This is a genomic window from Paenibacillus sp. NMA1017 (assembly GCF_058895805.1).
This window is the reverse complement of record NZ_JBZXYR010000001.1, coordinates 134,228-148,790: the sequence shown is the minus strand read 5'-3', so window position 1 is coordinate 148,790 and position 14,563 is coordinate 134,228. Positions and strand designations below refer to the sequence as shown.

Sequence of the window (14,563 nt, the reverse complement as noted above, 5' to 3'; positions counted from 1 at the left end):
CTGGTATTTTCAAGAAAGAAATTTTCTGAAAAAAAGAGAAAAATACATAAAACGTTTTCAAAGTTTAATTTATCGGGGAAAATTAAAAATTGTAGAATTTTCTTTTGGTATTAGTCATCGAGAAAATATAGAACATATCTGCTCCAAAGGGTGGAAGGCGGTTTTTTTGTCCTCTCACATGATAAAAATCACTTTCCTCCACAAAGGATAGCGGTTACAATGTAATTGTTGTTAACGTAAACATTAAATTTAAGGTGAAGTAATCCAACTTGAAATGATGTACAGGTATCGTATTATAGCTATATTATCTTGTCTAATCACGAGACCTGCTATGTGATGGAGAATGCTATTATTGAAAAACGAGTACAGTACAAGCATTTTTGTTAACGTTAACAATTTATTAGGAAACACGATTATAGAAGGGATGAGAGAGTAATGACTAAAGCGTTTTTAGACGAAAACTTTTTGTTGAGCAATCCAACGGCTGAAATCTTGTACCATCAGTACGCCAAGGATATGCCGATTATTGACTATCATTGTCATTTAAGTCCACAAGAAATTTATGAAAATAAAGCGTTCAAGAATATTACGGAAGCTTGGTTGTACGGAGATCATTACAAGTGGAGACTTATGCGGGCCAATGGGGTTGAGGAACGATTGATCACGGGGGATGGCGAAGATTATGACAAGTTTTTGGCTTGGGCCAAAACCGTACCTACACTAATCGGCAATCCGTTGTACCATTGGACGCATTTAGAGCTTCAACGTTTTTTTGGTGTCTATGAGCTGCTGAATGAACAGAACGCACCTGTGATCTGGGAAAAGGTAAACCAAAAGCTACAGGGAAAGGGCTTTGGCGCACGTGATCTGATTGTGAACTCGAAGGTAACTGTGGTGTGCACCACGGATGATCCGACGGACCATCTCGAATACCACAAACAAATCAGCAAGCTGACCGATTTCCCAGTGGCAGTGCTGCCAAGCTTCCGCCCCGACAAAGCTTTGGAAATTAATCGTGAAACTTTCCAGCCTTGGGTGGCTCGGTTGGGTGAAGTCAGCGGACTGGATGTTTCTGGCCTGGAAGGATTTTTGAATGCGCTGGCGAGCCGGGTGCGCCATTTCCATGCTGCCGGAGGTCGGGTATCTGATCATGCGCTCGATACTGTTGTCTATGAAGAAACGACACTGGAGGAAGCAGCAGCCATATTCAGCAAGGCGCTGGAAGAAGATCATGTGACTCCTTTAGAGGAGGCGAAATATAAATCGTACGTTCTGGTTTTTCTTGGAAAACAGTATGCAGAACATGGCTGGGCAATGCAATATCACATTCACGCGCTGCGTAACAACAACACGGCTATGTTCCGTCATTTGGGACCGGATACAGGCTACGATGCCGTAAATGATGGCTCGATCGCACGTCCATTGGCGGCATTGCTGGACGCACAGGAGCTGGCAGGAGGATTACCGAGAACTATTTTGTATTCGCTTAATTCGGTTGATTATCCAGTACTGGCAAGTCTCGCAGGCTGCTTCCAATCTGGTGGAACTGTAGGGAAAATCCAGTTTGGCACGGCATGGTGGTATAACGACCACATCGAAGGTATGCAGGAGCAGATGAAGCTACTGGCTAACTACGGAGTGCTGTCCCGCTTTATTGGTATGCTGACGGATTCCCGCAGCTTCCTATCCTATACACGGCATGAATATTTCCGCCGTATACTCTGTGACTTAATTGGAACGTGGGTTCAGGAGGGTAAGGCGCCTGAGGATCTGGAACTGCTCGGAGCCATGGTACAAAACATTTGCTACAATAACGCTGAGCAATATTTTAATTTCCCAACGGTTGTTCATAGTAAGTGAAGTTATTGCCTAGGTGAGAACTCACTAACTTCATAAGAAAGGGCTCTTGCCAGGAGCTTGTTTCAAAACTCCAGCAAGAGCCCTTGAAAACAAAATAGTTATCAACTGAGGATTTTGCAAAATCCTGAACTAATTATGTGAAAATAATTACAAACATAGAGGAGTGTGTAGGTATGGGAGTGCCTATCGTGCAGGAGAGCGTCCAACCTGACAACAAGACAGGCGAGCTTATTAGCCTGAAAGAAAAGATTTCGTATGGTATGGGTGACTTTGGAAACGGATTCATGTTTGATTTGGGGCAGTTGTATTTGCTGAAATTTTTTACAGATGTAGCTGGGGTTTCTGCAGGAGCCGCCGCAGGCATTTTCTTGGTCAGCAAGCTGTTTGCCGCCGTCTGTGATCCCATTGTCGGGTCCTTTGTTGATTACCGCAAACATATCGGTACACGTGGAAAATTTAGACCTTTTCTTATCGTTGGAAGCGTTATCCTTGCAATTCTTACGATTCTTACCTTTATTTCGCCGAATATTTCACCCACAGGCAAACTCATTTACGCCTATGCGTCCTATATGATCTGGGGGATCGGTTACTCTATTGTAAACATTCCATACGGCTCGCTGGGCGCCGCCATTACGCAGGATACTCATCAGCGTGCCTCATTGTCATCTTTCCGTCAAGCGGGATCGCTGGGCGCATTATTCGTCACCAGTGTCGTTGTCATGCCACTTATTTTACTGTTTCCTAACCATCATGTTGGCTATCCGGTTGTGATGGGGATTATGTCACTCATTGGTGTGATCGCTTTCATCATATGTTACCGAGGAACGAAAGAACGTATTATTAGCCAGTCGGGACCAAAAGAGAAGCTATCTATAGGCGTTATCGTGCATACCTTTACGAATAACAAGCCTTTACTGGTACTCGTTTTGATGACGATTTTCACCATATCCGCGTACAATATTAAGTCCGCATTGCTGATCTATTTTGCCGAATATAACTTGGGGCATGTAGAATTAATGGCTTATATGAATTTTATTATTATTGGTTCGTCGTTGCTGGGTGTGTTGTTCCTGCCCAAGCTGGTACGGCGCTTCGGTAAACGAAAAACAGCCATACTGGGGATGCTGGTTAGTGTCATTGCCGACTCCATTAACTTTTTTATGCCTTCCAATGTATATATTTTTACAATCCTGGCCAGTATTTCGTTCATTGGTATTAGTATTCCTAACGGGGTGACCTGGGCATTCGTGTCCGATATCATTGATTATGGCGAATGGTCATCTGGGGAGCGTAAAGAAGGGATTACTTACTCGTTATTTAACTTTTCACGTAAGTTGGCTCAATCCTTGTCTGGCTTTCTATCGGGTATTGGACTAGCGCTCATCGGGTATGTTCCGAATGTGGTTCAGTCCTCTGGAACGCTGCTTGGGATCAAAGCCTTGCTTTGTCTCTATCCGGCTGTTGCTTTGGCTTTGGCCATGCTGGTCATCGGTAAAATGTATAAGCTGACGGACAGCAGACATGCAGAAATGGTTCAAGAGTTACAGCGTCGACATGCGGATAACCGCGTATAATTTGTGAAAGTCTTCTTTTCCGGGCGGCTCCTGTGGTATGGTGGGTATATAATTTTTTTAGAGCCTCACTAAGGAAAGGATACGTATATGGCAGCTACCATTAAAGACATTGCCAAATTGGCTAATGTTTCCCATACAACCGTCTCCCGGGCGCTCAATAACAGCCCGCTGATTAAAGAAGATACGAAACGCAAAATTATGGAGTTGGCAGAGCAACTCAATTACATTCCAAATTTTAATGCCAAAAGCCTGGTTCTTCAGCGCTCGCATACGATTGGCCTGTTTTTCACCAGTATTTCTGAAGGCACCAGCTCCAGTTTTTTTGCGGATACCATCCGTGGAGTTAATCATGTCATCGGGGTGGATTACAATCTGTTTGTGCGAGGGATTGACGATTACGCCGATTTTTCGGCCATTCACCGCAAGCGTTTTGATGGTATCATTCTGATGAGCCAGAGCGAGGCGGACAACCCTTTTATTTATCATGTGCTCGGTCAAGGTATTCCGCTTGTTGTACTGAATCGGCAGGTGTCCGGGGCGGGGATTGTAAATGTGATTTCAAATGATAAGGAAGGCTCCTATGAAGCAGTCTCCTTTCTCGTTGAAAGTGGGCATGAACGCATTGCGATCATCGAAGGAGTAGAAGGCTTCAAGTCTACCCAGCAACGCCGCGAGGGCTTTATGAATGCGCTGATTGATAGTGGTAAGCCGATTCGACATGAATATATCGTGCAAGGTCATTATGATACTGAAAGCGGAAGCCAAGCAATGAAGCAACTGCTTTCCTTGCAGGAGCCACCGACAGCGGTATTTTGCTCTAATGATGATATGGCTATTGGGGCAATGAATGCGGTATTCGAAAACGGCTTGAAGGTACCGGACGATATCTCTGTCATTGGCTTTGACGATATCGGTTTCTCGATGTATACGACCCCGCCGTTAACGACGGTCAAAAGACCAATTGAGCAAATTAGCGAGCGCGGAGCCGCTTGCATTCTGGAACGAATTCAGTCACCGTCTAATGAGGGTGAGCTCATATTTATGGAGACCGCGCTCATGAAGCGGAAATCAACGGCAGGCAGACCACACTAAGTTTCGTTTGATTAACAGGCAGGCCAAAGGGGCAGGAACCATGCTAGATGTATGGTTTCTGCCCCTTTTAGGTTGAAATGTGCTCTGTTTCGTCTGTATTTAACGAAAGAGATTGGTTTTAGCCAGTTCTACAATCTCGTCACCACGTCCGTTCAGCATCGCTTTCATCATCCACAGTGTAAATCCTTCTGCTTGTTTAAGATTAATTTTGGGTGGCATGGACAGCTCCTGACGGTTCACCACCACATCTACCACAACAGGACCGTCATGAGCCAATGCTTGCTGAATGGCATCCTCCAGCATTGTCGGGTCTTCAACCCGGATGCCCTTGAGTCCCATGGCTTGCGCTACAGCACCAAAATCAGGATTCACCAGTTCAGTGCCGTTTTCCAGGAATCCGGCCGCTTTCATTTCCAGCTCGACAAAACCGAGAGCGCCATTATTGAAAACAATGACTTTAATAGGCAGCTGATGTTGCTTCAGGGTGAGCAGGTCGCCCATCAGCATCGTGAGTCCGCCATCGCCTGAGAGGGCAATCACTTGTCGGTCAGGCTCAGTGGCCTGCGCTCCGATCGCCTGCGGCAGGGCATTTGCCATCGTGCCGTGGTTGAACGAGCCGAGAAGCCGACGCTGTCCGTTCATCTGCAAATAACGCGCCGCCCATACAGTGGGAGTACCGACATCACAGGTGAAAATAGCATTTTCCTGCGCGGCGTCACTGATGACCTTGGCGAGATATTGCGGATGGATCGGCGTATGACCTGGTTTACCGACGGCAAGGTCATCCAACTCCTGGCGTACCTTGGTATAGTGGGAGACGGTTTTCTCTAGATGCTTGGAATCATGCTCTGACGTTAAATGCGGTAGCAGCATTTCCAATGTGGCTTTTACATCCCCGCATAAACCATACGTCAACGGAGTACGTCTGCCGAGATGTGCTGGCTCTATATCTACCTGTAGGACAATCGCATCTTCAGGGTAAAATTGTCTGTAAGGGAAGTCTGTTCCGAGCATAAGCAGGACGTCACAATCCATCATCGCATGGTACCCGGAGGAATACCCGATCAGTCCCGTTAATCCAGCATAATAAGGGTTGTCATACTCTAGATATTCCTTGCCTCGCAGAGCGGATACCATGGGGGATTTTAACTTGTCGCATAGCTGCATGAGCAATTCATGAGATTGTGAACAGCCGGCGCCGCATAGTAGCGTAATTCGTTTGCCTTTATTCAAATATTCGGCCAGTCGGGAAATTTCAGAAGCTGACGGATGCACTACAGGTGCAGTGGGATGGTAGACATGTTCAGGGACGGGTACCTTTTCCGCCTCCAATGCTGCTACATCACCGGGAAGAACAATGACGGATACACCTGAACGTGAAATTGCCTGTTGAATGGCCATCGTCACCGTTCTGGGAATTTGACGCGGTGTCGTAATAACCTCACAAAAGTGACTGCATTCTCCGAAAAGATGCTCAGGATGTGTAGCTTGAAAATATTCACTTCCGATTTCGTCGCTTGGAATATGAGCGGCAATAGCCAGTACAGGCACCCGATTGCGGTGGCAATCATATAAACCATTAATCAGATGTAAATTTCCGGGACCACTGCTTCCAGCACATACAGCAATGCTGCCACTAAGGTCAGCATCCGCTCCGGCTGCAAAGGCAGCCACTTCTTCGTGCCTTACATGAATCCATTCGATTTGACCATTGCTGCGAATGGAATCAACCATATTATTTAGAGAATCTCCAACAATGCCATAAATCCGCTTGACCCCTGCATTGACCAAAACTTGTACAATAGTATCTGCGATTGTCTTCATAGATGTTCCTCCTGCCTAGTAGGTAGTGTTATCCTGCCCGTGCTTTCTTGCGTCTATTCTCCTGAAATGTATATAAGAACAAGGTCTCGGGATAGGGTGATAGTTAGCCTTAACCGTCTTGGATCAGATGCGAAACAACAGAAAAAGGGCGATATCCTTGCAGATTTTTATATAAACGCATATGTTAACGTGTTCATATTATTGTCATTATTATTTTTTTAAACTAAAAATGTTGATAAAACTATTTTGTTAACGTGTGCATTGTGATAAAATAATGATGAAATCATTATGGTAATTGTGGGAGGTTACTCCGGATGAAACAAGTAGATGAATTAGACCAATTAAACAGAAAAAGCTTTATCGTTACTGAACCACATCCCGAGAGGGTGCTGCAATTCGGGGAAGGGAACTTCCTGCGTGCTTTTGTAGACTGGCAATTTGACAAAATGAATAAGCTGGCAGAATGGAATACGGGAGTTGTGATTGTACAACCGCAGCCAGGAGGCCTCGTGGAGAAGCTTAACGAGCAGGATGGCCTGTATACGGTTATTCTTGAAGGGATTAAGGATGGGAAGGCCATGAAGGAGCATACCGTTGTGGAGTGCGTCACTCGTGGGATTAATCCGTACGGTTCGGACTTTTTGGAGTATGAAGCATTATCCCAAAAGCCGGAGCTGCGTTTTGTCGTGTCGAACACGACGGAAGCGGGAATCGCTTATGCCCCAGAGGATCAGCTAGAAGATCGTCCGCAAAAGAGCTTTCCAGGCAAATTGGCCGCCTTTCTGTACAAGCGCTTTCAATTCTTCGGGGGCGATCAGAGCAAGGGACTGGTGATCATTCCGTGCGAGCTCATCGACCGTAATGGAGACGCTCTCAAGGAAATCGTGCTGAAATATGCGAATCAATGGAAGCTTGGGGCTGAGTTTATTGCATGGATAGAGGAAGCAAATACGTTCTGCAACAGTTTGGTGGATCGAATTGTACCTGGTTATCCCAAAGACCGGATTCATGAAATCCAAGCGGAATTGGGTTACAAGGACGATTTGGTTGTTGTGGGCGAACAGTATCATTTATGGGTTATTGAAGGGCCACAGTGGCTTAAAGAGGAATTACCTGCTCATTTGGCAGGATTGAATGTCCTGATTGTTGACGATATGGCACCATACCGTACACGGAAAGTGCGCATTTTGAATGGAGCACATACGGCGCTTACACCTGTAGCTTATTTATATGGCCTGGACACGGTGGGGCAGGCGGTCGAGCATGATATTATGGGAAACTTTATCCAGTCGCTGATTCGAGAAGAAATTATTCCGACGTTGGACTCGCCAGAGGCGGAATTGAATGTATATGCCGACGATGTTATTGAACGATTCCGTAATCCATATGTAAGTCATTATGTCATGAGTATTGCGTTGAATTCGGTGTCTAAGTTCAAGACACGGAATTTGCCATCTTTGCTCCAGTATGTGGCACAACGTAAGGCGCTGCCTGTCAAAATCGTATTTTCACTGGCGTCCTTGCTCGTATTTTACCGGGGTGACAGAAATGGCGAGTCGATTGTGTTGGCAGACGAAGCTGAAGTGTTGGGTACGTTTGGTGAACTGTGGAGTCGATATGACGGTACTCTCGCCGGGGCGAAGCAATTGACTGCGCTGGTACTTGGCCGGCAGACATGGTGGGGTCAAGACCTGAATCAGATCGAAGGGCTGGCTGAACAAACGGCACAGCACGTGTATGAAATTACAAGCAGAGGAATGAAGGAGACGCTCGATTCTCTAACCGGGAACAGCGTGTCCAGAGCATAAGCAAGGAGGAGACCGGAATGCTGGAATTCATTCAAATTCATGATCAAGATAACGTGGCTGTCGCCTTGCGTGATTACAAGCAGGGAGAGACACTGGCGTGGGGAGCACAAGAAGAACAACGGGTGGAGCTTGCCGAGGATGTAGCACGTGGGCATAAAATCGCCTTGCAGGATATAGCTGAAGGTGGGCATGTTCTGAAATACGGATATCCCATCGGTCATGCCATTCAGCCCATTCAGGCAGGTCAGCATGTGCATACGCATAATACAAAGACGAACCTGACAGGCGTGGAGGAGTACACTTATAAGCCTAAGCCAGCTCCTCATTTATATGAACAGGAGAGTCGTACGTTTCAAGGTTTTCGGCGAAAGGACGGTCGTGTGGGGATTCGCAATGAGTTGTGGATTGTGCCGACGGTCGGCTGTGTGAACGGGATCGCTGAACTTATTTTAAATCGTTTCAAGCAGGAAGCGGGAGATATTTCACCTTTTGAAAATGCACTTGTGCTCAAGCATAACTATGGTTGTTCTCAGTTGGGTGACGATCATGCACATACGCGCACGATTTTGATCGATGCTGTGAAGCATGCGAACGCAGGTGGCGTACTTGTACTGGGTTTGGGCTGTGAGAACAATGAAATGAAAGAATTTAAGGAAGCCATCGGGGAATATGATTCGGAGCGGGTAAAGTTTTTGCTTTCCCAGGATGTGTCGGATGAAGTAGAGGAAGGGGTAAGGCTGCTTCATGAAATTTTTGCGGCCGTGCAAGAAGATCGACGGGAACCTGTACCTTTGTCTGAGCTGAACATCGGCTTGAAATGCGGTGGATCTGATGGCTTATCGGGTATTACTGCCAACCCACTACTCGGACGATTGTCGGATTATATGGCAGCGCAAGGTGGAACAACGGTATTGACAGAAGTACCTGAAATGTTCGGCGCGGAGACGATTTTAATGGAGCGCGCTGCCGATGAGCAAGTATTTGGTAAGATCGTACATCTGATTAACGATTTCAAACAATATTTTCTGGATTATAAGCAGCCAGTATACGAAAATCCATCACCAGGCAATAAAGCAGGGGGCATCACGACGCTGGAGGATAAATCACTGGGCTGTACGCAAAAATCCGGGTCTTCCACGGTCACTGATGTCATTCAGTACGGGGAACGTCTCAAGACCAAGGGACTCAATCTGCTTAGCGCGCCGGGCAACGATCTAGTGGCATCTTCTGCTCTCGCCGCAGCGGGCTGCCAGCTCGTCATTTTCACAACCGGACGCGGTACGCCGTTTGGCTCCTTCGTTCCGACGATGAAGGTCTCAACCAACTCGCCGCTGTATAAGGCTAAACCTCATTGGATCGACTATAATGCCGGTTCACTCGTGGAGGATGTCAGTATGGAAGATGCGCTCCGCAACTTTGTCGATTACATCGTCGATGTAGCCAGCGGAACCTGGGTGAACAACGAGAAAAACAATTTCAGAGAGCTCGCTATTTTTAAAAACGGTGTTACGTTGTAAAGGCTGTAGTGTAAGGGAGGCGGAATTATTCCGCTTCCCTTTTTGAGTTTGTATGCTTCTAAATAGGCATGTTAGACTTACTGCAAAACATGCAATATCGATATTTAAATAAGGGGGAAGTACCGTGCAAAATGAAATTGTTGCTTATCGGGAAGAAAATCATGATCAACTCGTTGATATTTGGCAGCGGGCTGTACGCCGGACGCACACATTTTTGTCGGAAGAGGACATTCAATTTTATCATCATATCGTACGCAATGGTGTTTTAAGAGAACTTGAAGTTTGGATGGAATGGAATACAAGTCAAGAACCAACAGGTTTTATCGGGCTGGACGGATTGAAAATAGAGATGCTGTTTGTGGACCCTGAACGGCATGGGCAGGGCATAGGTAGCCGACTCATCCAGCATGCTGAAAAAATAAAAGGGAAGCATCTCAAAGTGGACGTGAATGAGCAGAACGAGAAAGCGCATGCTTTCTACAGACATTACGGCTTTGTACAAACGGGGCGATCTGCACTGGATGGATCAGGTAGGGCATTTCCTTTGCTTCACATGGAATTGAACAAGTGAACGCTCCACTTTCATCGCTATTTTAAAAACTGGAATATATTATCATAATGTACTTGTCATATGTTTGATTTTATGATATAACTTAATTACGTAATAAATACGTAATTAAGTTATTTTTAGTTAGGATTTAGATCTTACTTTTGTTTGGTGAATATAAAAGTCAGACAAGGAGGCGGAAAAGGTGGATGATCTTGTTCACTCCGACATCACAGATCTAGACACACTTGTCAACATGATTAAGCTGTCTTTTTCATTTGCGGATGGTGCCAATATGATTGCTTTATGCGACCGGCTGTATAGCCATGTCAACCAAAAGTATCAGGAATTGCAGCTCTACAAAGCGCGCAAGAAACCTCTGCAACCCATACATACCAAACGGCCGCTAGTCTACTACTACGGCTACAGTCATCTCATGAAAGGCATGGCCTTCCAAAAACAGGGCAAGTATGAGGCCGCTCGCGATTGCATCGAAAAATATGCAGAATTGGGCTGGTTTAATGGTCTTGATCAATATGGGGAAGCAGAGGTCGAATATTACCGCTATGCTGCCAGAGCTAATTTGTATGCCCTTGATATTTTGTCAGGCCATGCCGAAGTGTTGCAGGAATACATCCAATTTCTTCGTAACAATCCGGAAGAGCTGTTACCGGGGCTTCTTTCCATCGTTGAGGGAGCGTCGAGATATGACTATCCTTTAGAGGCTGTGCTTGAATCATTTGCCGAACAAATTGAAGGTTTTAAATATTTTGAAGAGCCTATGAATGTATCTTATTATTTTCGCTTCTGCTATCAATTGGCTCTTTATTATATTAAGCAACAACAGTTTACGGTTGCGTTGGGCTATATCCTGCAATCTCTCATGCTGTCCGATACTCTGGGTATGGAACATGAACATGAGTTTAGGAAATGTACCGCTATATTTGAAATTTTCAGATCCCAAGCTACAGCAACACAGCAAGACCAATATATAACTATTTTAAAAGGAGTGTTAAAGGATGAAAAAATTGATTTCACGCCCTCTGTCGCTCAGTCTGTTTAGCTTGCTAGTGTTTGTTACAAGTCATGATCTCATCACGGTGTTTTATCATGGAGCCAATCATTAAGAAGGCAGAAGTACAGTAGAAAATTAGTTGTTTTAGCAGGTAGGTAGTTGATTTGAAAATATGATGTGGAAGTACACCAAATAGCAAGTAAGCTCATTAAGATCAGGGCTTATTTGCTATTTGACGTATTCTGATGAACGATCATAACGCATATATATATATATATATATAACGTTGGTACATGTCCCAAAAAAATTTAAGCTGTTGTAGGTTTATGTAGTAAACCCTGTTCTGATGGATGCAATGAAATCCTTGTCTGTTGGTAAACCGGGAAGGGTTCTTCCGTACTGTATGATCCACTTTTTAACGCTGCATCCAGTGCCCGTAGCAAGGAACCTATGAATTGCTCTGGAGAAAAGAAAATGCTTTTCCCGACCATATGAATGTGAAGCTCGTTATGGTCACGGTTGCTTACAGACAGCAATAAGCCTTGACCCTGAAAGCCCGTACCGATTGCGCGTATTTTGTTTATACCCGAGAGTAACATTTCCGTCTTCACCGCACGCCCCTGTTCCTCCACAAATACAGAAATCAGGCGTTTGTCTGTAACGATAACAATTTGATTACCCCGAAATGTATGACTCAGGTGTAGAAAATCTTTATATACCCCAATAGTCTGCTCATGCGGAGAAACAATCCCCATCCGTACAAACTCCTCCAGCTCAGTGACATCGGGTTCCTGATGATTTTTAATACGTTTTTTGATACTGAACTGAATAGTCAGGATACCCAAGATAGCAATGAGAAAAGCGCTAAGTCGTACGTTAAATATAAAGAACATCAGGACAATAAGGCCGCCTACTAACCACTGTCCCCAAGTTAGATAGCGCAGCTTTTGTTGTATCGTACGGCGATAATAACCGTAGCCCTTTCCCGGTTGATACTCTTTAGTAAACTTTGTCATGCCACGCAACATGCTTAATCCATAGACGGATAAAATGGTCATCGCGAGCGCCAAGAGCGTCATAAGCCATTCCTGAGCTGCAACGCCAACTAAAGTACACAGACCAAACATGATGAGCCCCGCCCAGCAGGCAACCTTTTTAATTCGAACCTGTTTCTGAATCGAACGAACCAATTCTTCCATTCTTAATCCTCCTGATCTAGGTATATAGGTAATGATTGGAATCACATATAGTCTTATCGTACCATTTGATAGTCTTCTTCGTAAATGAATAGATATAAAGATCCAAAGGATGGAAGGAGATTTTCACGTATAGTCAGATCCCCACCTGAACTTTAGATACCAAAATCAAAAAAAACGGTACTACTCATTCGAAGCAGAAGCCTCTAAAATTATAATGTAAGTGCTTACATTGAAGAGAAGGGAGGTCTTCTGTATGAGTACAGGATGGAAAAATCCGCAGCCACAGCCGCCGGTTCGATCAGGTAGAGGGGCATCATCACTAGCGCGCAAATGGGTTCAACAAAGACATTTGCAGACCATGGCGCTGCTTGGGGTGGTTTGGATGATTATTTTTCATTACATTCCGATGTACGGTATTTTAATTGCGTTCAAACATTTTGACATCATTGGAACCATATCAAGCGCACCTTGGGCGGGGTTAGAGCATTTTCGGGCCTTTTTGGAGGATGATAACTTTTGGTACATTGTCAAAAACACACTGGGCATTAGCTTGCTCAAGCTGGCGATTGGCTTCCCGTTGCCCATTGTATTTGCTCTGTTCCTGAATGAAATACGATCTATTCGGTTCAAAAAATCTATTCAGACCATTTCGTACCTTCCTCACTTTTTATCTTGGGTCATTCTTGGCGGGATCTTAACGACGTGGCTGGCAGATACCGGGATGATCAATCAACTGTTGCTAGCCTGGGGTTGGATTGACCAGCCGATCAGTTATTTGGCAGAGCCGAGCTACTTTTGGACTATTGTCGTTAGCTCGGATATCTGGAAGGAGCTAGGATGGTCAGCCATTATCTATTTAGCAGCAATGGCGGGCGTATCTACGGACATGTACGAAGCGGCCACCATTGACGGAGCCGGACGGTTTCAGAAAATGTGGTACGTCACCCTTCCCGCTATCAAGGGGACAATATCTATTTTATTTATTTTGGCGGTTAGCGGCATATTGAACTCCAACTTCGATCAAATTCTCGTCCTGCGTAACTCGCTGAATGAAAGTGCAAGTAATGTAGTTGATATTTATGTATATCAGGTGGGTATTCAGCAGGGCCGTTTCTCGTATTCTACCGCGGTGGGTTTGCTAAAATCGGTTCTTGCTCTCATTTTGCTGCTAATTGCCAATTCGGTGACCAAACGGGTAAATAATACATCCCTATTTTGAAGGAGGACGGATGCATGCAGCTATTGCAACGTAGAACAGCAGGCGAAGCGATATTCGATTTCATAAACAACGTCTTCATGCTGATCATTTGTTTTGTAACGTTGTATCCCGTGTGGTATGTACTGGTGAACTCCTTTAACGAAGGAGCAGACGCTATGCGGGGCGGCATTTACTGGTGGCCGAGAGTCTTCAGTCTGGGCAGCTATCAGGCCGTATTTGCTAACAACGGTATTATGACTGCGATGGGAGTGACTATTGCCAAGACACTTATCGGCACGATTGTTCATGTGTTTTTTACCGCTATGATTGCATATGCATATTCCCGTAAAGAGTTGATCGGGCGCAAGCTGTATATGCTGATTGGCACCATTACCCTGTTTTTCGGTGGGGGATTGATTCCAACGTATTTGCTGATTCGTGATCTCGGACTGCTGGACAGCTTTTGGGTGTACATCATTCCTGCGATGTTCAGCTTTTTTGATCTTATTATTTTTATGGCTTTTTTCCGAGAACTGCCAGATGCACTGGAAGAGGCGGCGAAAATAGACGGTGCGAACGATTTTGGTATCTTTTGCCGGATCGTGCTTCCTGTATCCATGCCGGTAGTAGCGACGATTGCGTTGTTTCATGGGGTATACCAGTGGAACGATTATTTTACCGGAATGATCTATATTAATAATACGGATCTTCAGCCGATTCAAACGTATTTGTACCGGGTTGTTGCCCAATCCAGCTCTAATCAGATGATGGCTGCTGCACCGGGGATCGTTGCCCAGTCCGTCACTTCGCAATCGATCAAGCTGGCGACGATGGTTGTGACGACACTGCCGATTGTACTGGTATATCCTTTTCTGCAAAAGTATTTCGTCAAGGGTCTGATGATCGGCTCGATCAAGGGATAGCACATC

11 protein-coding genes are annotated in these 14,563 nt (G+C 45.2%); 9 read left to right on the top strand and 2 right to left on the bottom strand.

Going from position 1 to position 14,563, the window contains the following annotated elements:
* The first annotated feature begins 435 nt into the window (after positions 1-435).
* From uxaC to AC5ELV_RS00650, 3 genes are all read left to right on the top strand, one after another.
* Positions 436-1,860 (top strand): glucuronate isomerase, encoded by a 1,425-nt coding sequence (gene uxaC, locus AC5ELV_RS00660; RefSeq protein ID WP_493428763.1) that lies wholly within the window; start codon positions 436-438, stop codon positions 1,858-1,860.
* A gap of 173 nt (positions 1,861-2,033) precedes the next feature.
* Positions 2,034-3,434, top strand: a complete 1,401-nt coding sequence (locus AC5ELV_RS00655) for an MFS transporter (protein ID WP_493428762.1) — start codon at positions 2,034-2,036, stop codon at positions 3,432-3,434.
* An 87-nt stretch (positions 3,435-3,521) separates the two neighbouring features.
* Positions 3,522-4,526 (top strand): LacI family DNA-binding transcriptional regulator, encoded by a 1,005-nt coding sequence (locus AC5ELV_RS00650; RefSeq protein WP_493428761.1) that lies wholly within the window; start codon positions 3,522-3,524, stop codon positions 4,524-4,526.
* Between the two features lie 99 nt (positions 4,527-4,625).
* Here AC5ELV_RS00650 and poxB read toward each other — a convergent pair whose 3' ends face one another.
* Positions 4,626-6,350 (bottom strand): ubiquinone-dependent pyruvate dehydrogenase, encoded by a 1,725-nt coding sequence (gene poxB / locus AC5ELV_RS00645; RefSeq protein ID WP_493428760.1) that lies wholly within the window; start codon positions 6,348-6,350, stop codon positions 4,626-4,628.
* 314 nt (positions 6,351-6,664) lie between these two features.
* Between poxB and AC5ELV_RS00640 the strand changes: the two genes are divergently transcribed.
* The 4 genes from AC5ELV_RS00640 (at position 6,665) to AC5ELV_RS00625 (ending at position 11,285) form a co-directional block, all read left to right on the top strand.
* Entirely contained in the window at positions 6,665-8,158 is a 1,494-nt protein-coding gene (locus tag AC5ELV_RS00640; protein WP_493428759.1) for a tagaturonate reductase, read from the top strand.
* 17 nt (positions 8,159-8,175) lie between these two features.
* A complete protein-coding gene (locus tag AC5ELV_RS00635) occupies positions 8,176-9,675 on the top strand; it encodes a UxaA family hydrolase (protein ID WP_493428758.1) in 1,500 nt (499 codons plus the stop codon).
* Positions 9,676-9,799: 124 nt separating this feature from the next.
* Complete coding sequence (locus AC5ELV_RS00630; protein ID WP_493428757.1) at positions 9,800-10,246, top strand: acetyltransferase; 447 nt, start codon at positions 9,800-9,802, stop codon at positions 10,244-10,246.
* Between the two features lie 181 nt (positions 10,247-10,427).
* Entirely contained in the window at positions 10,428-11,285 is an 858-nt protein-coding gene (locus AC5ELV_RS00625) for a DNA-binding protein (RefSeq protein WP_493428756.1), read from the top strand.
* Positions 11,286-11,545: 260 nt separating this feature from the next.
* Here the strand turns inward: AC5ELV_RS00625 and AC5ELV_RS00620 are convergent, their stop codons facing one another.
* The gene (locus AC5ELV_RS00620; protein WP_493428755.1) at positions 11,546-12,436 is read right to left on the bottom strand and encodes a hypothetical protein; all 891 of its coding nucleotides are present in this window, start codon (positions 12,434-12,436) and stop codon (positions 11,546-11,548) included.
* A gap of 253 nt (positions 12,437-12,689) precedes the next feature.
* Between AC5ELV_RS00620 and AC5ELV_RS00615 the strand changes: the two genes are divergently transcribed.
* On the top strand, positions 12,690-13,655 hold the full coding sequence (locus AC5ELV_RS00615; RefSeq protein ID WP_493428754.1) for an ABC transporter permease: 966 nt from the start codon (positions 12,690-12,692) through the stop codon (positions 13,653-13,655).
* A 14-nt stretch (positions 13,656-13,669) separates the two neighbouring features.
* Positions 13,670-14,557 (top strand): carbohydrate ABC transporter permease, encoded by an 888-nt coding sequence (locus AC5ELV_RS00610; protein WP_493428753.1) that lies wholly within the window; start codon positions 13,670-13,672, stop codon positions 14,555-14,557.
* Positions 14,558-14,563: the final 6 nt, after the last annotated feature.